General features: G+C 48.7%; 21 protein-coding genes. 9 read left to right on the top strand and 12 right to left on the bottom strand.

Annotated elements, in window-relative coordinates; all coding sequences use genetic code 11:
* The gene (locus L2712_RS11880) at positions 1-888 is read left to right on the top strand and encodes a peptidoglycan binding protein CsiV (RefSeq protein ID WP_248977894.1); all 888 of its coding nucleotides are present in this window, start codon (positions 1-3) and stop codon (positions 886-888) included.
* A gap of 236 nt (positions 889-1,124) precedes the next feature.
* On the opposite strand, the gene L2712_RS11875 is transcribed toward L2712_RS11880, so the two are convergent.
* From L2712_RS11875 to nagZ, 3 genes are all read right to left on the bottom strand, one after another.
* Positions 1,125-1,394, bottom strand: a complete 270-nt coding sequence (locus L2712_RS11875) for an acylphosphatase (protein ID WP_033539639.1) — start codon at positions 1,392-1,394, stop codon at positions 1,125-1,127.
* Between the two features lie 393 nt (positions 1,395-1,787).
* A complete protein-coding gene (gene ycfP, locus L2712_RS11870; protein ID WP_033539591.1) occupies positions 1,788-2,330 on the bottom strand; it encodes an alpha/beta hydrolase YcfP in 543 nt (180 codons plus the stop codon).
* 75 nt (positions 2,331-2,405) lie between these two features.
* On the bottom strand, positions 2,406-3,419 hold the full coding sequence (nagZ, locus tag L2712_RS11865) for a beta-N-acetylhexosaminidase (RefSeq protein WP_248977893.1): 1,014 nt from the start codon (positions 3,417-3,419) through the stop codon (positions 2,406-2,408).
* A gap of 357 nt (positions 3,420-3,776) precedes the next feature.
* Here nagZ and L2712_RS11860 point away from each other — a divergent pair, with 357 nt between their 5' ends.
* Entirely contained in the window at positions 3,777-5,153 is a 1,377-nt protein-coding gene (locus L2712_RS11860) for an L-serine ammonia-lyase (RefSeq protein WP_248977892.1), read from the top strand.
* A gap of 61 nt (positions 5,154-5,214) precedes the next feature.
* Here the strand turns inward: L2712_RS11860 and cysB are convergent, their stop codons facing one another.
* Complete coding sequence (cysB, locus tag L2712_RS11855; protein ID WP_033539588.1) at positions 5,215-6,189, bottom strand: HTH-type transcriptional regulator CysB; 975 nt, start codon at positions 6,187-6,189, stop codon at positions 5,215-5,217.
* A 239-nt stretch (positions 6,190-6,428) separates the two neighbouring features.
* Between cysB and L2712_RS11850 the strand changes: the two genes are divergently transcribed.
* Complete coding sequence (locus tag L2712_RS11850; RefSeq protein WP_088904849.1) at positions 6,429-7,205, top strand: hypothetical protein; 777 nt, start codon at positions 6,429-6,431, stop codon at positions 7,203-7,205.
* 78 nt (positions 7,206-7,283) lie between these two features.
* On the opposite strand, the gene pdxH is transcribed toward L2712_RS11850, so the two are convergent.
* The 4 genes from pdxH to speA form a co-directional block, all read right to left on the bottom strand.
* Complete coding sequence (pdxH, locus tag L2712_RS11845) at positions 7,284-7,940, bottom strand: pyridoxamine 5'-phosphate oxidase (RefSeq protein WP_248977891.1); 657 nt, start codon at positions 7,938-7,940, stop codon at positions 7,284-7,286.
* Positions 7,941-7,967: 27 nt separating this feature from the next.
* Entirely contained in the window at positions 7,968-8,891 is a 924-nt protein-coding gene (gene speB, locus L2712_RS11840; protein ID WP_248977890.1) for an agmatinase, read from the bottom strand.
* Positions 8,892-8,918: 27 nt separating this feature from the next.
* Complete coding sequence (locus L2712_RS11835; protein ID WP_248977889.1) at positions 8,919-9,839, bottom strand: S-adenosylmethionine decarboxylase proenzyme; 921 nt, start codon at positions 9,837-9,839, stop codon at positions 8,919-8,921.
* Positions 9,840-9,917: 78 nt separating this feature from the next.
* Complete coding sequence (gene speA, locus L2712_RS11830; RefSeq protein ID WP_033539583.1) at positions 9,918-11,831, bottom strand: biosynthetic arginine decarboxylase; 1,914 nt, start codon at positions 11,829-11,831, stop codon at positions 9,918-9,920.
* 562 nt (positions 11,832-12,393) lie between these two features.
* Between speA and L2712_RS11825 the strand changes: the two genes are divergently transcribed.
* The 4 genes from L2712_RS11825 (at position 12,394) to L2712_RS11810 (ending at position 15,792) form a co-directional block, all read left to right on the top strand.
* Positions 12,394-13,227: a CvfB family protein gene (locus L2712_RS11825; protein ID WP_248977888.1), complete on the top strand. Its 834-nt coding sequence runs from the start codon at positions 12,394-12,396 to the stop codon at positions 13,225-13,227.
* A gap of 99 nt (positions 13,228-13,326) precedes the next feature.
* Positions 13,327-13,980: a YceH family protein gene (locus L2712_RS11820; RefSeq protein WP_248977887.1), complete on the top strand. Its 654-nt coding sequence runs from the start codon at positions 13,327-13,329 to the stop codon at positions 13,978-13,980.
* A gap of 55 nt (positions 13,981-14,035) precedes the next feature.
* On the top strand, positions 14,036-14,890 hold the full coding sequence (locus L2712_RS11815; RefSeq protein ID WP_248977886.1) for an ABC transporter permease subunit: 855 nt from the start codon (positions 14,036-14,038) through the stop codon (positions 14,888-14,890).
* Positions 14,887-15,792: an ABC transporter ATP-binding protein gene (locus tag L2712_RS11810; protein ID WP_248977885.1), complete on the top strand. Its 906-nt coding sequence runs from the start codon at positions 14,887-14,889 to the stop codon at positions 15,790-15,792. The genes L2712_RS11815 and L2712_RS11810 overlap by 4 nt, the downstream gene beginning before the upstream one ends.
* A gap of 231 nt (positions 15,793-16,023) precedes the next feature.
* Here L2712_RS11810 and L2712_RS11805 read toward each other — a convergent pair whose 3' ends face one another.
* The 3 genes from L2712_RS11805 to L2712_RS11795 form a co-directional block, all read right to left on the bottom strand.
* Entirely contained in the window at positions 16,024-16,230 is a 207-nt protein-coding gene (locus L2712_RS11805; RefSeq protein WP_011865413.1) for a cold-shock protein, read from the bottom strand.
* A gap of 303 nt (positions 16,231-16,533) precedes the next feature.
* Entirely contained in the window at positions 16,534-17,346 is an 813-nt protein-coding gene (gene rlmA, locus L2712_RS11800; protein WP_248977884.1) for a 23S rRNA (guanine(745)-N(1))-methyltransferase, read from the bottom strand.
* 38 nt (positions 17,347-17,384) lie between these two features.
* Positions 17,385-18,203, bottom strand: coding sequence for a hypothetical protein (locus tag L2712_RS11795; RefSeq protein WP_248977883.1), 819 nt, complete (start codon positions 18,201-18,203; stop codon positions 17,385-17,387).
* A gap of 164 nt (positions 18,204-18,367) precedes the next feature.
* On the opposite strand from L2712_RS11795, the gene sbcB reads away from it, so the two are divergent.
* A complete protein-coding gene (sbcB, locus tag L2712_RS11790; RefSeq protein ID WP_248977882.1) occupies positions 18,368-19,780 on the top strand; it encodes an exodeoxyribonuclease I in 1,413 nt (470 codons plus the stop codon).
* A 98-nt stretch (positions 19,781-19,878) separates the two neighbouring features.
* Complete coding sequence (gene cdd, locus L2712_RS11785; RefSeq protein WP_033539576.1) at positions 19,879-20,769, top strand: cytidine deaminase; 891 nt, start codon at positions 19,879-19,881, stop codon at positions 20,767-20,769.
* Positions 20,770-20,849: 80 nt separating this feature from the next.
* Here cdd and L2712_RS11780 read toward each other — a convergent pair whose 3' ends face one another.
* The gene (locus L2712_RS11780; RefSeq protein ID WP_248977881.1) at positions 20,850-21,725 is read right to left on the bottom strand and encodes an NAD(P)-dependent oxidoreductase; all 876 of its coding nucleotides are present in this window, start codon (positions 21,723-21,725) and stop codon (positions 20,850-20,852) included.
* Positions 21,726-21,973 lie beyond the last annotated feature (248 nt).

Genomic DNA, 21,973 nt, shown 5'->3' with positions numbered 1-21,973 from the left:
TTGGTAACCACCCTCACCTCACTGTCTTTTCCAACTTGGGCAGACGCAGAGCGTTGGTTTGAAGTGGAAGTCTACCTGTTTGAGCGTCAGGGAAGCCAGCTGGAAGAAACCTTGTCAGCACCGACGAGCCGCCATACTCGTCAACCCATCGACATGATCTCCCCCCTGTTTGCTACCAATATCACAGGGGCAAGTTTGGGATTGGAAGGTTGTAGTGCCCAGCAATGGTTAGAAACACCTGATGCGTGCGACAAACAGTTGCAACAGGCACAGGTCACCCATCCAAGCAGTATTCCCGTTACCATAGGCGCAGCGACGCCACAATATGCGACACCAGGTGCTGGCACAGTATTACTGGCCGATTCTCAGTCACAGTTTGGCGACATGATAGCCACCCTAAAACGAGAAGCGGGCCACAAGGGGCTGCTACATATGACTTGGCAACAATCTATGTTGCCGCGCCATCAAGCCAAACCTGTGCGCCTCTTTGCCGGAGAAGATTACTCAGATCGCTTTAATGAAAGCGGCTTTGCCACCAATGGGACTCAAGCGTCACAAAATGAAGCGATTCCACAGTTTAACTTCGATCTAAATTTCGACGACAAACAAGCAGAGCCTATCTGGGCACTCGATGGCACGCTCAATATCTATCTGAATCACTATCTTTATGTGGAAACTGGTTTAACACTCCATAGAGAAGGGAGCAAACGTCAGCCACAATTAGCTGATGAAACAGCAATGCTCCAGGTCCCCTATTTGCACAGTATCTATATGACGCAAAACAAGCGGGTGAAGAGTGATGAAATACACTACTTTGATCATCCCAACATGGGAATGATTTTACAGATCAGAAAGATGGAGCAGCCCAGCGAATCTGGCTCGCTTTAGTACAAAGCTAGGCTGATATTCACAAAGCAAACTCATAGAGAGAAAAATCGAGGTCGTTCTCATCTTCCTCGATTTCTTCGACCAACACCGTTAACCGGCACAGTTACAGATAGTAGCCATTCTGCTCACGTCATAATAGCAATGGTGTTAAGCATCAATTCGAGCATCGCTTAGTGCTTTGGTGTAAACCCTGAAGAAATACCAGTAAGTGGAAACACCTTAGCGGCGAGCTTGCGTCAATAGACAGAAAAATCGAGGTAGATCTCGTCAGCCTCATCTTCTTCGACTAACACATTGTCTACTACCGACTGAGGCGAGCCCTGCTCACTCCAGGCAATAAAACGATCTACCGCCGAGCCACCACCTTGCAATAAAATCATCACACGGCCATCTTCAAGATTTTTCGCATAACCTGTCAGCCCCAGCTCATTTGCCTTAAGCTGACTGTAGCGCCTAAAACACACGCCCTGAACCTTTCCCGATATTGTCAATAATACCCGCTTCATCTGCGCCTCATTCTTCTTATCATCTAACCCTTTGAAGATAACCCAATCTGGTGGGATGGGCAAAAAATAGACAAAAAAAACAGCTAACTAATAAAGTGGTTAGCTGCATCGGGCGACATACGCAAACTGGGAAAAGGTCTTTAAGACCATCATGTAACAATATGTATCATGTTGTATCATAAAATGGATAAGTGATGCTAGATTTGAATGGCAAGAAATGACTATTACATACGATTGCGCAGTCATCTGAACACAGAATAATCAACTAAACCTTACTCAAGCTTCCTCATAAGTCGCTAGCAATCTGTCATTGGCAGCAGAAGTCCCCGTTAGAAGGTCTAAATGACGCCCATAAAAAAGGAGCCCTCAGGCTCCCATTTCAAGAGGTTTAGTTTACTGCTGCTCTTTAAAAGCTTTAATCTCAGTCAGGTGCGCAGACAAGGAAGGAAACTTATGTAACTGCTCTTCATCCCATACTATGGGATAAAACGGGGTTAACGCATCGGCAACCGCCTCGTTGTCATGCACCTCATCCTGACGGGATAAGATACACATGCCGCGTCCCTTGTGCTTCTCTCTGAACTGGCTGACACACTTGCTGGCGATATCCGCATATTCCTCAGGCCTGTCAATTTTGCCCACCATGTTGTCTTCCGGATGTAGATTAGGATTTATCATCACTGTCTTAAGACCATTCAAAAATCCTATACGCTCTGCCCAGTAGCCTCCAAGGCCGACGCCAATTGCCAGTGGCGCGGGGTCATCACTCTGTTTCAATTGACGACTCACCTCATTAAGCAGATATTGCATATCATGCTTGGGATGAAGCGTGCTGTAACTGACCAGACGCACATCGGGATCGACAAACTGCAACTGGCGCATTTTTTCATGATTACCTGGACTGGTGGCATCAAAACCATGGAAATAGAGGATCATTCTGTTACCTGCTGATAAAGAGTGAATATTAACTTTAGCTAACTCATCACAAGCTGTTGTTGCGCTACATCAAATTTAGCCCATACAAATCTGCTCTGCTATCCTTCTTGCCTCAAGATAGCGAGATTCATCCTCAAGCGCCTTGGCCACCTGAGTGCTATTAGCCAAGAGTTTACGCGCCGGTACTTGCGGGCCCTGCTCCGGCCAGGTAAAAGAGGTAAGCAGCTGATTGATGCCTTCACTATCGTTACAGAGCAAAATCATGTCACATCCCGCCTCAATGGCCGCCTTTGCGCGCTCGGGATAGCCGCCAACAACACCTGCGCCTTTCATACCCAGATCATCAGAGAAGATCACGCCATCAAACTTGAGCTCTTCCCTTAACACCTGCTTTAGCCAATAGGCAGAGAAACCTGCCGGATTGTTATCCACCTTAGGATAGATAACATGAGCCGGCATAACCCCTTGCAGGCGCTGCTTAGCCATCAATTGTTTAAATGGCTTCATGTCCAAGGCGCGGATCTCATCTTCACTACGCTCATCAACTGGCTTGGCGATATGTGAATCGGCCGCCACACTACCGTGGCCGGGGAAATGTTTCCCAACTGCAGCCATTCCAGCATCGGCCATTCCCTGAATAAAAGCATCGGCCAGCACAATAACCTCGTCGGGCCTATCGCTAAAGGCGCGCTTACCGATCACCTGGCTGATACCGTTCAGATCCAGCACAGGGGCAAAACTCAAATCGATATCACAGCTCAATAACTCCACAGCCATCAGAAAACCCAGCTCGGTAGCCCACGCCTTCGCCAAGGTCATATCCTGCTTTGCCGCCGGTAAGATATCCCCCATCGCTGGGATCTTGCTAAAACCATCAATAAAGCGCTGAACCCGGCCCCCTTCGTGATCCACGGCAATAAGGAGTTCAGGGCGCACGGCACGCATTGAAGCCACCAGCTCACAAAGCTGCTGGCGATCCTGATAATTGCGGGAAAACAAGATGACGCCCCCCACCATAGGGTGCATAAGTTGGCGGCTCTCCAGCTCATTCATTTGAGTGGATAACAAATCCATCATTAAATAACTCAAAACTCCCCCTAAAAAAACTGTTAAACAAGCTTAATAATCAAACTTTAGTAAAAAACAAGTTGAATAACTAGATGGCATAAGTCTTTGTATAAATTTGATAAAGCAGCCTTTATCTCACTTATAAATCAAGAGGCAAACTCATTAGCAATAGTATGCCTAATGCGAAAGTAATTCCTAAAAAAAACTAATGCGAAAGCTGCGACTAAAGTATGGGATACTTAATAATTGATAATCTTAATGTGCTCGCAAGATTAGCACAACAGGGCAATATTGACGCCCTTTGGGCATGAATAATTTATTTAGCCTAAAATCACTGAGACTGAATAACGAAAATAATGAATACGACAGGGTTTTATAATGATTAGCGTTTTTGACATGTTTAAAATTGGTATCGGTCCCTCAAGCTCCCATACCGTTGGCCCCATGAAAGCGGGGAATATCTTTATTCGAGATTTAGAGAAACATGGTCACCTTGCAGAAACAGATGAGCTGAGATCTGAGCTGTTTGGCTCCCTAGGGCAAACAGGTAAAGGCCACGGCACAGGTAAAGCCGTGATCCTCGGCCTCATGGGCGAAGCCCCCGAAACCGTCGATACAGACAAAATCGATGCCACCCTGGCACAGGTACACGACAGCCAAACCTTAACCATGCCCAATAACAAGGTGGTACGCTTTAGTCGTGAAGATGGTATTACCTATCACAGACGCAAGAGTCTACCGGCCCATGCCAACGCCATGACCCTATACGCCTATGCAAAAGGCAACTGCATCTATCAGCGCACCTACTACTCGGTAGGCGGCGGCTTCATCTTAGATGAAGATGAGATTCTCGCTCAAGACGCCTCCCCCGCCTCGCCCATCGAAGCAGCGCCCTATGACTTTAACAGTGCCGCCGAACTGCTCGACATGTGTGTCGAAAACGGCCTGAGCATCTCTGCGCTGATGATGGAAAACGAACTGTCCATCGCCAGCGAAAAAGAGGTGAAAGAGCGCCTGTGGACCATATGGCAAACCATGAAGAGCTGTGTCGAACGTGGCTACCAAAAAGAGGGCATACTCCCAGGTGGTCTTAAACTCAGACGCAGAGCGCCAGCGCTTTATCGTCGCCTCAAGGCTGAGAGCAAGACTGTCGTCGATCCTCTTACTGCCATGGACTGGGTCGATCTGTTTGCGCTAGCGGTAAACGAGCAAAATGCCGCAGGCGATCGCGTAGTAACCGCGCCAACCAATGGTGCTGCGGGCATCATCCCTGCCGTACTTTGTTACTATGACACCTTTGTTCAAGAGGTGGATGTGGATATCTGCTGTCAGTACCTGCTTACCGCTGCTGCCATCGGTATTCTTTATAAGAAGAATGCATCCATTTCAGGCGCCGAGGTAGGCTGCCAGGGTGAAGTCGGTGTAGCTTGCTCTATGGCCGCTGCAGCGCTTACAGAGATCATGGGCGGCACGGTAGAACATGTGGAAAACGCTGCCGAGATCGGTATGGAGCACAACCTGGGTCTGACCTGTGATCCTGTCGGTGGCTTAGTGCAGGTACCTTGTATCGAACGCAACGCCATGGGCGCGGTCAAGGCCATTAACGCCTCACGCCTGGCGATGCGCGGCGACGGTAACCACAAGGTCTCACTCGATAAGGTGATTAAGACCATGATGGATACGGGTAAAGATATGCGCAGTAAATACAAGGAAACCGCCAAAGGCGGACTCGCGGTAAATATCGTAGAGTGTTAATCCACTGCTTAAAGAAAAACTCGCCTTAAGGCGAGTTTTTTTATGGGACCAGTACAGCTTGTTAGCGTATGGGCAGTTCCACATCCGCAAAAAGATTCTCAATCAGTTGTGGATCTCTAAGCGCCACCGCTTTTTCTACAACCTCTTTGGTCAGATGCGGCGCAAAGTGCTCGATAAACTCATACATATAGTTACGTAAGAAATTGCCCTTCCTAAAGCCTATCTTGGTCGTGCTATGGGCAAACAGATGGCTGGCATCTATGGCCACCAAATCTTTATCAATCACAGGGTCGACCGCCATCGAGGCGATAACCCCCACACCTAATCCTAATCTGACATAGGTTTTTAACACATCGGCACTGGTGGCGGTAAATACCACGCGAGGATCAATACCAGCGCGGTTAAAGGCCTTTTCAATTTCAGACTCTCTGTCGAAACCAAAGACATAGGTCACCAAGGGGAAACGCCCGAGGTCTTCAATGCTTATCTGAGTACGTGACGCCAGCGGGTGATCTTTGGTCACCACAATTGAGCGGTTCCAGTGATAACAAGGCAGCATGATCAGATCGGAATAGAGGTGCATCCCCTCAGTGGCAATGGCAAAGTCCGCGTCACCACGTGCCGCTAACTCGCTAATCTGAGAGGGTGTGCCCTGGTGCATATGCAGATTAACCTTAGGATAACGGTCAATAAAGGCACGGATAATACTGGGCAGCGCATAACGGGCCTGGGTATCTGTGGTGGCAATATTCAACTCCCCCTGATCCGGCTTGGTATACTCTTCCGCGACTTTTTTAATACTTTCTACCTTACCCAGAATATCATTGGCGATGTTGATCACCTGCTGACCGGCAGGAGTCACATGGGTAAGATGCTTACCACTGCGACCAAAGATCTGAATTCCCAACTCATCTTCTAACATCCGCACCTGTTTACTAATCCCAGGCTGAGAGGTGTAAAGGTTCTCTGCTGTCGCCGATACATTAAGGTTGTGGTTAACCACTTCGGCAATATATCTGAGTTGTTGCAGCTTCATCGTCTATCCTTTGCAAAAGCCGGCTTCTCCAGGGGAGTCACAGCCAGAATTCAGTACGCTAACATAATAGTTATGTATAAGAATTAGTTATAGTACAGGCATAAAATTAAATCAAAGGGGAATATAGCATAGAGGTGAGATGAATCACACGACATTAAGATAAAGCTAGTCTAAGATAACTATGCTAGCGTATTGATTTATAGTAGCATTAATGGAATTACAAAAAGAATGGTAGCTCTATGATATTTACTTTGGTTCTGATCCTCATTGGTGCGTTGCTGCTACTGGTTATTGGCATCAATGTGATCCAACAACAAAAAGAACGCGCCGAAGCCGAACGCAGAACTGAATTAGCCAGACAGAGAGCCATTATCGACGAAACCGAGAACGTGCTTTCATGCACAGGCATGTTCCCCTGCTCTACCAATCTGGTTCTGATCCTCTATAAGCGTGTACAAGAAGCGTTGACCTTGTCAGTCTCTCTCGGTGGCCCTCAAGCTAACGATTACAAACGTCGACTCACAGATCTCAGTGGTCAGATTGAAAACTTACAAAACGCTCAAAAACAGACACCCGCCATCGAAGGTTTTCGCCTGCCGGATACCGATAAGCAGATCTTAGATTTAGTCAAAGTACTTAAGAAGCTCAAGGCGATATTGCGCGCCGAGCACAATAAGGGCAAAGTTGACCCGAACATTTTTGCTCAAGAAGAAGCTCGCGTCGATAACCTGCAGCTGAGAATTAATGTCGATTCCATGCTTTCCCGCGCCCGCAGCGCCTGTTTTATGAAACAATATGGTTCCTCTAAACAGATGGTCACTAAGGCGTTAGCCACTCTGCATACGATTAAGGCGCTGACGCCAAACGATCCTTTTATTACCAATAAAGTGGACGAAGCCAAATTACTGCTCGATGAGATCATGGGCGCCCAGAAGATGGCGCAGCCTAACGCGCCGCAGCAGAAGAGTGACGAGGATGATATCGACGTGCTGTTCCAGCCGAAAAAGAAATGGTAACAGCCGTCGCTACGACACAAAAAAACCACCGCATTGCGGTGGTTTTTTTATAGCTCAAACACTTTGATATCGGAACGCTTAGGGCGCCAGCCGGTCGATATCCCAGCCGTTTTCTATACCGCTTGAGTCTTTACGGGTATAGAGGAAACGATCATGCAGACGATATTCGCCGCCTTGCCAAAACTCTATGCTACTAGGACGCACCCGATAGCCACCCCAGAATTTAGGTAGTGGCACTTCGCCCTGGCTAAATTTAGCCTTCATCTCGGCAAACTTGCTCTCCAATGCCTGACGGGCCGATATTTTGCTGGACTGTTTAGATACCCAGGCGGCAATCTGACTCTCTTTAGGACGCGTCACGAAGTACTTGAGCACCTCTGCAGTCGAGAGCTGCTCGGCAACCCCTGTCACCGCAACCTGACGCTCCAGAGCATGCCAGGGAAACAGCAAGCTCACCTTGTTATTCTGCGCAATCTGCTCCGACTTACGACTAGCAAGGTTGGTAAAAAACACAAACCCCTCGTCATCGAAGCGTTTTAACAACACGATGCGCTGAAACGGCTGACCATCGGCGTCGACAGTCGCTACCGACATGGCGGTAGGATCCGGCAAGATCTCAGAATCCCTAATCTGCTCTATCCACTTCTCGAACAAGACCATAGGGTTATCCGGCAGTTCTTCTCGATGCAGCCCACCCAAGGTGTACTCGCGTCTAATATCACTTAAGTTCGACATCTGCTTCCTTACCCGTCCTGATTTAGCTTACTTCTTATGTGCGCAGGCCCAAACGTGCAGCATCTCTAGCCCTAAGGTTGCACCCGCAAGGGCCGTAATTTCGGCGCTGTCATAGGCGGGGGCCACTTCGACGACGTCCATGCCCACTACATTCATGCCCCGCAGACCACGGATGATCTTCATCGCCTTGTCGCTGGTGAGGCCACCACAAACTGGTGTGCCCGTGCCAGGGGCAAAAGCAGGATCCAAACAGTCGATATCGAAGGTGATATACAATGGCATATCGCCGACACGGTCTTTAATCTGGGCAACAATCTCATCGGCGCTTAGCTCATTGGCAGCGGCCGCATCGATAACCTTGAACAGATGGCTTGGCTTGTCATATTCGGTACGAATCCCCACCTGCACTGAGTGGGAGGCATCGATGATCCCTTCATTAGGCGCGTGGAAGAACATGGTGCCATGGTCGTACTTGCTGCCTTGGCTATAGGTATCTGTGTGCGCATCGAAATGCAGCAGCGCCATCTTGCCATGTTTCTTATAGTGAGCACGCAGCAGCGGCAGGGTCACAAAATGATCACCACCAAAACTGATCAGCGCCTTGCCAGAATCGAGGATCGCCGTGGCAAAGTCTTCGACACGCTGGGTGAAATCGGCTGCATCGCCACAGTCGTATACGAGATCGCCCGCATCGACCATTTTAAGGTGATCGGACAACTTAAAATCCCATGGCCAGCGGCACTCTTCCCAGGCCAGATTCACCGACGCCTGACGAATAGCGCCAGGGCCCATACGACCACCCGAGCGACCAGTAGTGGCCATATCAAACGGCAAGCCCAAAACCACCACATCAGCATCGCTTTCAAGCGGTTTAAAATCCAGTGGTTGTCTTAAATAACCAAATGCATTTGAGTAAAGCGAGTAATCAGGCTTATCTGCAATAGTGGTCATATTTGCTCCAAATAATAGAAGTAAAGATCACAGCGTAACGGGCAATAACTGCTCACAATCGCGCTGCTTATAGTGTTTTATATAAAGGCCTAGGCCATCTGCCAAAGTTAATTCACCGCTGGCCTGCAGGCTATACTGCTCGGAGCAGTATCCTGGCTCCTGGGCCTCAAATCCTGAAACATCCCAACTTACCGGATTTAAGCGGTTTAGCAACTCATTTACTATACCGCCAAGATCTTCGCCGAGCGACAAATTCGTTTCCAGGCTCACATAGGAGCTCGCCTCTTGCGGGGTGATGTGCACCGTGAAATAGTCACCCCCCCTAAGGGCATTGAGTGAATAGCCCAATGGCGAGAACAGGTACGCATCAAAATAAAAACCCGGTAACAGCTGAGATAAATTGAGCCTGGTGGCTATCCCCTCGGCCGATTGCCTGTCGCTAAGCAGATAGTCGGCCAACTCACCACGAATATGATACATCTGCACCGTTTGAACCGGCTTAAGTTGCACCATCTCTCCAGATAAAAAAAGCTGGTGATGATGACCATCCAAATGGCCAATGCGATAGGCATCGCCACTTAGCATCCCCCTAAGCCGGGCAATATCGTCTTCAAAGCGGCTGCTTTGCAAGGCGGGTAAAATCTCGCTCTTACGCTGGTAACTCAAGCTGGCAATCTGAACATTACCGAGTGATTCAACCAGACTCAGTACCGTCTCGATAAGCCGAGTATTACCACAGGTGATGAGCACCAGATTATCGTGCCAGACAAACAAACTGGATTCGCTGAGCAGGTACGCATCGCACTGCTCACAGCTCAGCTTGGAGAGGATCTCTGTATCACTCTTTAAAAGAGCGCGGCGCCAAAAGTCATCGCCCAAAGATCTTAGCGACGGACTAGCTGCCACTAAGGTTAGCGATAAGCGTTTCTCCGCCCCTTCAAAGTACATCGACTCGCTCCTTATCGTCTTAAAGGATCTCGGCTGGCGTTAGCCGAGATCCCTAGGCGAAACAGGCTAGCTTGCCAATCAGGAGAAATCTTCCAGATAGGTGTAGCCTTTCAGTCCAATCTGCAGCTCTTCAAGAATATTGGCGCGCTCATCTTCTTGAATATGCAGGTTTACCAGCTCTTCATAGGTACGCATGAAAGAGACAGCGTCTAGGTTCACATAACGCAGTACATCGGCCACGGTATCGCCAGCCAGAACTGACTCAATATTCACCAGACCATCATCGTCCAGTCGCACTACGGCAGAGTTGGTATCACCAAACAGGTTGTGCATATCCCCAAGGATCTCCTGATAGGCACCCACCAGGAAGAAACCGATAAGATAAGGACTCTCTGCACTCCAAGCCGGGACTGGCAGGGTAGTTTCAATACCTTGACCATCCACGTACTGATCCACTGTACCGTCTGAATCACAAGTAATATCCAGCATCACGGCGCGGCGCTCAGGCGCCTTATCCAGGCCACTCAGCGGCATTATTGGGAACACCTGATCGATACCCCAGGCATCTGGCAGTGACTGGAACAGTGAGAAGTTCACGAAGAACTTATCTGCCAGTTTCTCATTGAGTTCGTCGATCACAGGGCGGTGGAAACGGTATTTACCACTCATCACCCCCTTTAATTCGTAACAGACGCGCAGATTCATCTGCTCCGCCCAAGCTCTGTCGGCCAGACCCATCTGCCCCAAAGCAAATAGCGAATGTACCTCAGCCAGATCGCTTTGCACATCATGGTAAATCTCAATCAGGGCACGTTGATCGGCGCGGCCACTCACTTCTCCCCAAGAGTCCCACATATTTTTCAGCTGCTGCGGCGCGTCATCATCCGGAGCTTGTAACTGCTCAGGCTGATAGGCTTCGGTGCCAATCACGTCGGTGATCAACACAGCGTGATGAGCCGTCAGGTAACGACCAGACTCAGAGATGAGGCGTGGCATAGGCTGATCGTGCTCACGGCACATGTCATTGAGCACACTGACGATATTATTGGCATATTCGGTCAGGCCATAGTTCATCGAGTTACTGCTCTGGCTACGGGTACCGTCATAGTCAACGGCCAAGCCGCCACCCACGTCGAAGCACTTCACATTGGCGCCCATCTTCTGCAGTTCACAGTAGAAACGCCCCGCCTCGCTCACACCGCTGCGGATGTCGCGAATATTGGCAATCTGCGAGCCCAGGTGGAAGTGCAGCAATTGCAGGCTATCCAGCATGTCGTGGTCTTTAAGCGAGTTGATCACGTTCAACACCTGAGCCGCTGACAAACCAAATTTTGATTTTTCACCGCCGCTGGCCTGCCATTTACCCTTGCCTTGGAAAGCCAGACGCACACGCAGACCCAAACGAGGAGTCACACCCAGCTTCTTAGCTTCGTCGAGAACAACCTTAAGCTCAGATAGCTTCTCAAGTACGATATAAACTTGATGGCCCAGCTTTTCACCAATCAGCGCCAAACGGATATATTCGACATCTTTGTAACCATTACAGATGATCACCGAGCTGGCCTTCTGCGCCATCGCAAGCACAGCCATCAACTCAGGCTTACTGCCGGCTTCCAGACCCAGCTGTGGCACCTCTTTAGACACTTGGCTGGCTAAGATCTCTTCTACAACCGTTTGCTGCTGGTTAACCTTAATGGGATAGACAAGCAGATAGTCGGATTGGTAATCGTAACGAGTGATCGCCTGATTGAAGGCATTACACAGGCTATTGACCCTGTGATGTAAAATTTGTGGGAAACGCACTAAGACGGGCAATGCTACGCCGGATTTAACCATATCCTTGGCGAGTTCATTTAAACCAATAGTGTGCTCAGGATGATTTGGATCGGGCGATACCGTCACCTCACCGGCCTCGCTTATGCCGTAGAGCCCAGAGCTCCAGTAATTTACGTTATAACCAACATAAGCATCTTTAATAGACCAATTACTCATATTTTCTCAACCTGTCTATTTACATTTATATTCGGCAGATACTTTGTCTGCCAACACATTAATGTTACTTACTATCGCACCTATCAGGTAAATAAGCCGCAACATCAACACCGTTTCTTGGGTGTCAGATATCGAAGTTATCCTTCGAGTCCCCGCCATATTAGTTAACTCAATTTATACTTGTCTAAAGTAAAAAAAGGCGCGCAATTAAACCCCTGAATTTAACTAAATGCAAGTATCATTATCACATTAATTTATTACAAGGTTTTTTGCACCCAAACAGGCGACAATACTGACTTTTATCCCTGACAGGTGTTCAAGCTTTTTTACAGTAAATTCAGCTTGCTGCCACTTAGCAACATGCAGATTAATGCCCCCTTTATCGGCGCCTTTCTGCCCACTCGGCTCACTGACCTTTAGCTCAAACCCCTATGTCGCCAAAACGCATCTGCACCCAGGGCGTTAAATTAATGAGATTAACCCCCTTAGGCTAAAGCATCTTGCTGAGAATTCCACTATAATCGCCACACTTAAACTTGTTAGTAATGTCATAGAGAACCCCATGATAGAGATAGGAAAGAGTTGTACCCTGGAGATCGCCAAACGTGTCGACTTCGGTGTGTACTTAAATGCCCACGAATTTGGCCAAGTCTTGCTGCCTAACAAAGTCGCACCTAAAGAGTGCGAGGTCGGCGACAAAGTCGAGGTGTTTCTCTATCTGGACTCCGAAGATATGGTGATCGCCACCACTAAACGTCCTAAAGCTCAGGTGGGGCAATTTGCCTATCTAAAGGCCATCGCAACCGGCCCTTACGGCGCTTTTCTCGACTGGGGACTGGATAAAGACTTGTTTCTTCCCTTCGGCGAACAGCACAGAGAGATAGAAGTCGGTCGCTCTTATCTGGTCTATGTCTATGTCAATAGTGCCGATGAGCGCATCGTCGCCTCATCGAAAATCGATAAGTTTCTTGATAAGACACCGCCCCCGTATCGTAACGGTCAAGAGGTGAATCTCATCATCGCGGGCACCACAGATTTGGGCTTTAAGGCGATTGTCGATAATGCCCATTGGGGCGTGCTGTATAAAAATGAAGTTTATCAGCCGCTCAAATTTGGTCAGCGAGTCAAAGGCTTTATTAAGCGCGTGCGCAGTGATGACAAGATAGACTTAATCCTGCAACGCGGTGCAAAAGACGAGCTTGATAAGCACGCCACTGCCATCTTGATGAAGCTCAATCAAGCCGGTGGCTTCCTGCCACTTACCGATAAGACGGATGCTGACGTCATCTATGCCCAACTTGCCATGAGCAAAAAAGCCTTTAAGAAGAGTATCGGCGGCTTGTACAAAAGTGAGAAGATCACCATCGAAAACGACGGCATACGTTTGACCGAATAGAAGTTGAGCATTGGAGGCGCCAAGCCCCTGATTGTCTTTGCATAAAAGCATAGCTCTGATATAACAGGGCTATGCTTTTCTTATATGGATATCTTAACCATGAAACTCACCTCCCATGAAGCACGTGTCATCGGCTGCCTGTTGGAAAAAGAGAAAACCACCCCAGAGCAATATCCACTCTCTCTCAACGGTCTGACCTTAGCCTGTAATCAAAAATCTAGCCGCGATCCTGTGATGAACCTATCGGAAGCGGACACTCAGGCAGCTATCGATTCTTTAGCCAAGAAACGCCTGATTGCTGAGCAAAGCGGCTTTGGTTCCCGAGTGGTGAAATATAAGCATAGATTCTGCAACACCGAATTTAGCGATCTCCAACTCAGCGATGACAAGGTCGCCATCATCTGCCTACTGCTATTAAGAGGCCCACAAACGGCGGGCGAGCTCAGAACCCGAAGCAACCGCCTATATGGATTTACCGATGTCGGCCAGGTAGAGCAGGCATTGGAGGCGCTATCGCAAATGGAGCCCCCCTTGGTACGTCAACTGCCTAGAGAGCCGGGCAAGCGGGAATCTCGCTTTGTCGAGCTATTTAGCGACACCGCCGAGCAACTCCCCACACAAGCCTATACCCAGCCACAAAATGAGCCACCAGGTGATGCACTAAGCCATGCACTAAACGAAAGAGTCACCCAGCTTGAACAGGAAGTCGCCGAGTTAAAACAGCAACTTGCCGAGCTAGCTGGTAAAATTTAACGACAATCTGACACACTTAGACAAACCTAGAGATGTTAGGCTGGGTGCAAATTTAGTGATAAAGGAATCATATTTGGAAAACCTAACCCCCCGGAGCTCATGGAGTGCGGCCTTGGAACTGGCCAAATTCGAGCTTAAAAAAATCCTCTTTAGCACTCGCGGTATGATAGGTTTGGCAACGTTCGCGCTGGTCTGGTGCCTTATTCTCTGGTATCCGGTAAAACAAGCTTCTATCTATCTGTTCTCACCAGATTTTAAACAATTACTCGAAGGCGTATTTGGCGCGGCCAATGTAGGCGAACTGCTGTCATGGAACGTGGCGGAAATGGCCATTGTCTGGGTTGCGGCTCTCTATCTGTTCCCTATCTTTAGCCTGTTCGTGGGCGCCGATCAGTTTGCCTCCGACAGGGCCAGGGGAAGCTTTCGTTTTCTCACCTTGAGAGTCAGCCGAGATACACTGTTTTTCGGACGTGTCACAGGGTACCTGCTAATCCAGGGAATTTTGCTCCTATTGACTCTGGTAGCCACCCTGCTGCTGGTCGCCTATCGTGATCCATCCCTTGTCTGGCTGGCCATGGGCTCCGGGCTCTTGGTGTTTACCAATATCATGATAGTCTTGCTCCCCTTTACGGCGCTGATGGCCCTGTTGTCATTGCACGCCAACTCGGCGAGGCAGGCCAGTATCTATGCAGTTTTGATCCTTGCGGGTGGCACTATCATCAATGGGATAATCTCCCATTACCTACCGGATCTCAGCGCCGCTCTGCAATGGTTGATACCTGGCGCGCAGCTCTCAATGATGATCAATACCAAAGGACTCAGCAGTCTCGCTGTGGCGGCCATTCCTTTGCTTCAAGCCTGTGTACTCCTGCTATTAGGAAGAAGTTATATGGCGAGGATCGCACTATGAATCTGATCACCTGCACACACCTTGGTAAACAATACGGCAGCAAACGAGCACTTAATGATGTCAATCTTGAGCTAACCTCGGGTCAGCCCATTGCGCTGGTTGGCCCTAATGGCGCCGGTAAAACCACACTGTTTTCGCTGCTATGCGGCTATATTCGCCCAAGCGAGGGCAAAGTCACCATTTTAGGCCATGCACCGGGTAGTAATGCACTACTTGGTAAGGTAGCCGCCCTCCCCCAAGACGCAAGACTCGATCCTAACCTCACCGTTGAGGCACAACTGGGTCTGTTTGCCCGCCTTCAAGGCTTTAGCGGCACAGACGCGCAGCAAGAGGTCAAGCGTGTATTAGCTCTGGTGGATTTGGCTGATATCGCCCCACAAAAGCCCTTATCTCTCAGTCATGGCATGAGCAAACGCGTATCGATCGCCCAAGCGTTAATTGGCTCTCCCGAGTTAGTCTTGCTTGATGAGCCCACGGCGGGGCTCGACCCGGCGAATGCCAAGGCCATTCGCGACCTGGTGCGCTCACAAATCGGCAAGACGACCTTTATGATCAGCTCTCACAACCTGGCAGAACTGGAAAAACTGTGTGATAAGGTGCTCTATCTAGAGAAAGGTGTTCTGAACCAATCTATCTCAATACAAGATGATCAGGCCGACGAATATCTAACTCTGACCATGCACAGTTGTGATGATGAGGCATTGCTAGCAGCTCTGCGTGAGCTTCCTCAGGTACATTCGGTAAAATCTAGCCAGGCTCAGGAGTTTGTCCTCCACTACCAGTTGGGCGCCGATTTTGCCCTAGAGACCCAGCTGTTTACCCTGTTTAAACAGCACAATTGGCGTTATCGCGCCATCCAGCGTGGCAGAACCTTAGAAGATAAGCTGTTCTCTCAAGCCTAAGCTCCTGCTCCATCAAAACAGAAAGCCAGCATTATGCTGGCTTTTTTATCTCTACTGTAAGGGCTCTGCTATCTCTGCCGCCTTAGTTGCGTATCTTTGTCTAAAGCGGTTAAAGCTTTATAGCTAGATGCTAGACCTTTAGGTCAATTGCAGACAAAAAAAGAGCTGTGATAAAAATCACAGCTCTTGGAATTCTGTTGTTAAGTAGCGCTTGGCTACTTAAAGGTCAGCTTAGATAACAGTTACGTTCTCAGCTTGTGGACCTTTTTGACCTTGAGTCACAGTGAACTGCACTTTCTGACCTTCGTCTAGAGTTTTGAAACCGTCAGAGTTGATCGCACGGAAGTGTACGAAAACGTCTGGGCCAGACTCTTGCTCGATAAAACCAAAACCTTTGTCAGAGTTGAACCACTTAACAACGCCAGTAACTTGAGACATGATATAAATCCTGTAACTAAATAAAATAAAGCCTTAAACGGCAGTAGAGCTGGAAAATGCCGGTATTACTTATGTTAACAGGACGAACTGGTCGTATTGAACACATAAAGTTAAGCCCAACCTTCAAGCTGAGTTCACTATAAATCATTCTGACCGTATGTCAACAAACATTCAAAGGGCTAAATCCTATTTTTTACTTACATATCTGTCAGTTGTTAGAAAAAATTCATCTTAAAAGTCGTATAAAAACACTAATTTTTTTTAAGCGGATAAAAATAGACAAATGAAACAATGATTAACCAGCTAGCAGGCACGAAAGACCTCAAGCTTAAAGTCGAGCTCACAGGTTAAAGGCGCGGCGATTAATGCCTGCTTTTGAGCCGCAGTAAATTTCCAGTGATATGGGGTCATCGCTAAAAAATGGCCAATATCCTCCCCTTGGGAAATGGTCATTTCCTGGGTCAGCCGCTCGCTGTGAAGTCGCTCAAATCCCTCAATCTGGCTATCCACCTCGGGATTTTCCCTTGGTGTATCATAAATCACCCGCTTCAAAGCAAAATGATGCTGCGGTCCTGCGGCCACCGTAATTAATATGGCGCCCGGTTTGGCCACGCGCCTTAGTTCCTGATCTTGCGATGGCGCATAGATACGCAGCATAAAATCGAAACTCTGATCGGCAAAGGGCATTTCATAACTACTGGCAACACAAAAACCTATCTGAGGATAGCGCTTGGCAGCATATTTTAGCGCCGACTTGGAAATATCCAATCCCTGCAAATCAAACTCATGCTCAGCCGTCATCACCTGGTGCAGGCGGTGAGAGTAATAGCCTTCACCACAGCCGATATCCAACCCATGCCGCGTATCGTCGGCATATTCAAGAGCCAGAGCATTCACCCTATCACTCATGGCCTGATAATACCCCTTATTCAAAAATTCGCGTCGGGCGAACATCATCTCTTTGTTGTCACCAGGATCTTTTGAACGCTTTTTTTGCACCGGCAAGAGATTAACATAGCCCTCTTTAGCGCAATCAAACCTGTGGTTTGCCTCACAGCACCAGGTGCGCTCCATAAGCGAAAGCGGGCACCGACATATAGGACAAAGGTAATTCATTCACTCTTCCAAAGCTTGTTTGACCCTAAAGCCCCAAGCTAGTCTTCTAAAAACATCTGCTCAACCATCAGGTTTAGCTCGGGCGGGGCGAGAAGTTGGTATGACTCAAGCTTACGCTTTAGAGTATCCAGGTCCTCTTGCTGATTAGCGGCATCTTGCCAATTAGGTCGTTGCACGCTTTGATAGTAACGATGGGACAAGAGTTGCTTCTTACGCAGCAACTGTCCATCCACGTTGGTCACTTCGCTCAACATTACGCCGTGTTGCTTAACACTGTTATGATTAGCATAGTGCGCCAGCTCCTGTCTGACCTGTTCAATCTCACCGATTTCCAACAGCAGGCCCTCGGCCGACAGGGTATGGTCCTGGCATCTAGCCAACACAGCATTAGCGCGGCGTAACTCTCTTGGGCCCCCAAATAAACGTAGATCACGCTCTAATGGAACCAAGAGCCATTTATGATCAAATTGAGGGTGAAAGATGACTTCCTGATTGATCTGCTCTACGCCAATAGTTAGCCCCGCGCGCAACATCTCTGCACACATGACAGGCGACATACCGATGGCGCTAAACAAACGCCAGCCTTGACCATGTGCACGAGGCAGGGGTTCTGACACAACACCAGCATCGAAGGTGGGAGCCTTATCTGATATCGAGTCGCAAGTTAAATAGGGATGCGCCCTGACAATCAATGCACTTGCCCCTTGCGAGGTTTGGCTAATCACGCACTCGAGTAAGTGCCCTCCCATCGTCTGCTGCAAGCTGAAATCGCTCACTGGCTCACGTAAACGGAGATGTAACTGGCTCGTCTGCGTCAGTTCGATAAATTGCGGCTGCGTGAGTAGTGGTTCAAACATGGGTTATTCCTCATTAGCCGACCATTGTAACTGGCTAGCCAAGTGACTGCCAACTTCAAAGTGACGTTATTTCAATCAAATAGGGCAAATAACCCGTTAAACTAGTGCAGGCATAAATCAGGGTGCTATGATAAGTGCCACTAATCACACTCTAGCCTTACTCTATGCCAGCGAATCAATCACCCAGCATCTTTTGGCACGATTATGAAACTTTCGGTGCCAACCCGGCCAAGGACAGACCCTCGCAGTTTGCCGGTATCCGCACTGACATGGATCTCAACATCATCTCAGAACCTGAAACCTTTTATTGCAAATTGGCCAGCGACTATCTGCCCTCCCCTGAAGCTATCTTAATCACAGGGATCACTCCACAGCTGGCAAACCTGAAAGGCATGCCAGAAGCTGAGTTTATGGCAAAGATCCACGCCCTCTTTACTGAGCCCAACACCTGTGTAGCAGGTTACAACTCGTTAAGATTTGACGATGAGGTGACCCGCTATGGCTTCTATCGAAATTTTTATGATCCCTATGCGCGCGAATGGCAAAACGGCAACAGCCGGTGGGATATCATAGATTTAGTACGCGCCTGTTACGCCTTAAGACCACAAGGTATTGTCTGGCCCGAAAAAGAGGATGGCAGCCCAAGTTTTAAACTAGAGCTGCTGACAAAGGCCAATAACCTCAGCCATGAAAAAGCCCATGACGCCATGTCGGATGTCTACGCCACCATTGCCATGGCGAAACTGGTTAAGCAGCAGCAACCTAAGCTATTCGACTATTACTTTAATCTGCGTAAGAAGAACGAAGTCAGCAAGCATATTGACGTACTCAATATGCAACCCTTAGTGCATGTGAGCTCAAAGATAAGCGCCCTTAACGGTTGCACCACACTTATTGCTCCTGTTGCACACCATAGCACCAATAAAAATGCCATCATCTGTGTCAACCTTGCTATGGACATCACGCCGCTGCTTGAACTCAGCGCCGCTGAAATTCGTGAGCGCATGTACACGCCAAGGGCCGACTTGGCCACCGACGAGTTGCCCGTAGGCTTAAAGCAATTGCATATCAATAAATGTCCGTTCATAGCATCCGCCAAGACGCTAACAGATGAAAACGCAGAGCGTTTAGCGATAGATAAAGATTTCGCTCGCGAGCAATACAAGCGCCTGCGTCAACATCCCGAGATCCGAGAGAAACTGGTCGCCGTCTTTGACATCGAACATGAAAATGCAAGCAGCGATCCCGACTTGCAGCTCTATAGCGGCGGCTTCTTCAGCCATGCAGATAAGAGCAAGATGGAGATCATACGCCATACAGCCCCCCAACACCTGGCGGCACTGGAACTGCAATTTGACGATCCCAGATTACCTGAAATGCTGTTTCGTTATCGGGCACGCAACTACCCTGAAACCCTGGATGATACCGAGCAGAGACGCTGGCGAACATTCTGTCAGGCGCGCTTAAATGATCCAGACTATATGATAAAGCTGGAGACCTTAGTCAATGACACTGAGTCAGATGAAGAAAAGCAAAAATTATTGACGGCGTTATGTCATTATCTTAGCAATCTTTAAGGGAAACAGCGGTCGAAATGGGAGTAAGATCCCGTTATCATGGTAACTTAGTTACTAAAATGATTTTCCAATAGCTTAACAATTTAAGGATCAAGCTCATGCAAGATAGATTTGTTCACTGCATAGCTCAACTGCCACAACCTTTGGCAGATCATTTAGTCCCTTTATTGAATCAGGACTTTGTCGGCCACATGGATGCCCAGCAAGTCGACGACTTAGCCAAAGCCGCCAATATGTCGCACGATGAGTTACTGCTTGCCATCTTGCCCGTAGCCGCAGCATTGGCAAGACCTCCCATCAGTGAGTTTTATGTGGGCGCCATCGCCAAGGGAGCTAGCGGTGATATCTATATGGGTGCTAACCTGGAGTTGGATGGTGAGGCACTCTTTCATAGCGTACACGCCGAGCAAAGCGCTATCAGTCACGCCTGGCTAAGCGGTGAAACGGGTATTAAAGATATCATAGTCAACGCCTCGCCTTGCGGACACTGCCGCCAATTTATGAACGAGTTGGTTCAAGGTCAAGCCATTAAGATCCACCTGCCAGAGCAAGCAACTCAACCTTTATCTCACTATCTACCCTATGCTTTTGGGCCAAGCGATCTGAATATTAAGACTCCCTTACTGTCAAAACAGCAGCATGAGTTTGCCCTGGAAAGTTCAGATCCTATGATCATCGAGGCGCTGGACCACTTGAGTCTCAGCTACGCCCCATACAGCCAAAGCTATGCCGCCGTAGTGTTAGAAACCCGAGACGGAGCCACCTTCTGCGGCCGGTATGCGGAAAATGCAGCGTTTAACCCTTCCATGCTCCCCATGCAGATGGCGTTATCAGCCATGGCCAGACATAACCGTGATTTCAGCGAGATCAATCGCGCCGTACTGATCGAGTCCAGCCAAGGTAAGATCTCCCTAGTGGGTGCAACCATGGATGCCTTGCACGCGGTCGCGGCGGTTGAGCTTGAACATATCATGGTCGATCCGGTTTAATCGACAAGTGCCTACCCGCTTACCGAGGCTCAGATTAAACTCACAAAAAAAGGACTGCCTAGCAGTCCTTTTTTTGTGTCTTAGCCTCGGCTCTTTTCTAAACGCGCCAGGAGACTCGAAGTATCCCAGCGCTGACCACCTTGAGCCTGCACTTCGCTATAGAATTGATCCACTAAGGCGGTCAATGGCAGATGTGAACCATTGCGGCGCGCTTCATCCAGAGCGATGCCCAAATCTTTACGCATCCAGTCCACTGCAAAGCCAAAATCATATTGTCCCTGCCACATGGTTTGATAGCGATTCTCCATCTGCCAGGATTGAGCGGCCCCTTTGCTGATCACTTCGACCACTTTTTCACCGTCAAGACCGGCACTACGAGCAAAATGTAAACCTTCTGCCAACCCCTGCACCACACCGGCAATACAGATCTGATTTACCATCTTGGTGAGCTGACCACTGCCCACCTCGCCCAGCAACTCGGCGCAACGAGCATAGGCTTGCATTACCGGCTTGGCAGCCTCAAAGGTTTGAACCTCACCGCCCACCATCACGGTTAACACACCATTTTCAGCTCCAGCCTGACCACCGGATACTGGCGCATCGATGAAACCAACGCCTTGAGCCTTCGCTGCGGCGCCTAACTCCCGGGCGACATCGGCAGAAGCCGTTGTATGATCAACTAAGATACTGCCCTGTGCCATGGCGGCTAAAGCGCCGGTATCACCCAAGACGACGGAGCGTAGATCGTCATCGTTACCGACACAGACAAACACAAAGTCTTGCCCCTTGGCGGCTTCAAAGGGGGTTGCGCACCAGTTACCACCATAAGTATCACACCAAGCTTGTGCCTTGGTCTGGGTGCGATTATAGACAGTAACCTCATGACCGTGCTTCACCAGATGACCCGCCATAGGGTATCCCATCACGCCTAATCCTAAAAATGCTACCTTTGCCATCTTCTGTCCTATCTCTTTATTAATTAATACTGTTTATTCACCTTCTTGAAGAAAGGTTTTATTTGGGGGTACAAGGCCTTGTGGGCTGTAAACACGGGGCATATTGTGCCACATGCTAAACGATAGATTCGAATTTTTCACTAGGGCGCCGCATCTGTACTCTTAAGCAATCAACAATCGGATAAAGCTTTCTTCTGTTAAAGCTTTTAAACAAAACGCCGCTGCATCAACACACTGACACAAATTGC

Origin of the sequence: Shewanella marisflavi (assembly GCF_023283925.1) — a bacterium.
Classification (GTDB): Bacteria; Pseudomonadota; Gammaproteobacteria; order Enterobacterales; family Shewanellaceae; genus Shewanella; species Shewanella marisflavi.
The sequence above is the reverse complement of the archived record's forward strand: the minus strand, read 5'-3'. Positions and strand labels throughout refer to the sequence as shown.

Bases quoted from the DNA above. Each gene is read 5' to 3' on its own strand.
- L2712_RS11875 (WP_033539639.1), bottom strand. From the start codon at position 1,394: ATGAAGCGGGTATTATTGACAATATCGGGAAAGGTTCAGGGCGTGTGT.
- ycfP (WP_033539591.1), bottom strand. From the start codon at position 2,330: ATGATCCTCTATTTCCATGGTTTTGATGCCACCAGTCCAGGTAATCAT.
- L2712_RS11860 (WP_248977892.1), top strand. From the start codon at position 3,777: ATGATTAGCGTTTTTGACATGTTTAAAATTGGTATCGGTCCCTCAAGC.
- cysB (WP_033539588.1), bottom strand. From the start codon at position 6,189: ATGAAGCTGCAACAACTCAGATATATTGCCGAAGTGGTTAACCACAAC.
- L2712_RS11850 (WP_088904849.1), top strand. From the start codon at position 6,429: ATGATATTTACTTTGGTTCTGATCCTCATTGGTGCGTTGCTGCTACTG.
- pdxH (WP_248977891.1), bottom strand. From the start codon at position 7,940: ATGTCGAACTTAAGTGATATTAGACGCGAGTACACCTTGGGTGGGCTG.
- speB (WP_248977890.1), bottom strand. From the start codon at position 8,891: ATGACCACTATTGCAGATAAGCCTGATTACTCGCTTTACTCAAATGCA.
- L2712_RS11835 (WP_248977889.1), bottom strand. From the start codon at position 9,839: ATGTACTTTGAAGGGGCGGAGAAACGCTTATCGCTAACCTTAGTGGCA.
- speA (WP_033539583.1), bottom strand. From the start codon at position 11,831: ATGAGTAATTGGTCTATTAAAGATGCTTATGTTGGTTATAACGTAAAT.
- L2712_RS11825 (WP_248977888.1), top strand. From the start codon at position 12,394: ATGATAGAGATAGGAAAGAGTTGTACCCTGGAGATCGCCAAACGTGTC.
- L2712_RS11820 (WP_248977887.1), top strand. From the start codon at position 13,327: ATGAAACTCACCTCCCATGAAGCACGTGTCATCGGCTGCCTGTTGGAA.
- L2712_RS11810 (WP_248977885.1), top strand. From the start codon at position 14,887: ATGAATCTGATCACCTGCACACACCTTGGTAAACAATACGGCAGCAAA.
- L2712_RS11805 (WP_011865413.1), bottom strand. From the start codon at position 16,230: ATGTCTCAAGTTACTGGCGTTGTTAAGTGGTTCAACTCTGACAAAGGT.
- rlmA (WP_248977884.1), bottom strand. From the start codon at position 17,346: ATGAATTACCTTTGTCCTATATGTCGGTGCCCGCTTTCGCTTATGGAG.
- L2712_RS11795 (WP_248977883.1), bottom strand. From the start codon at position 18,203: ATGTTTGAACCACTACTCACGCAGCCGCAATTTATCGAACTGACGCAG.
- sbcB (WP_248977882.1), top strand. From the start codon at position 18,368: ATGCCAGCGAATCAATCACCCAGCATCTTTTGGCACGATTATGAAACT.
- cdd (WP_033539576.1), top strand. From the start codon at position 19,879: ATGCAAGATAGATTTGTTCACTGCATAGCTCAACTGCCACAACCTTTG.
- L2712_RS11780 (WP_248977881.1), bottom strand. From the start codon at position 21,725: ATGGCAAAGGTAGCATTTTTAGGATTAGGCGTGATGGGATACCCTATG.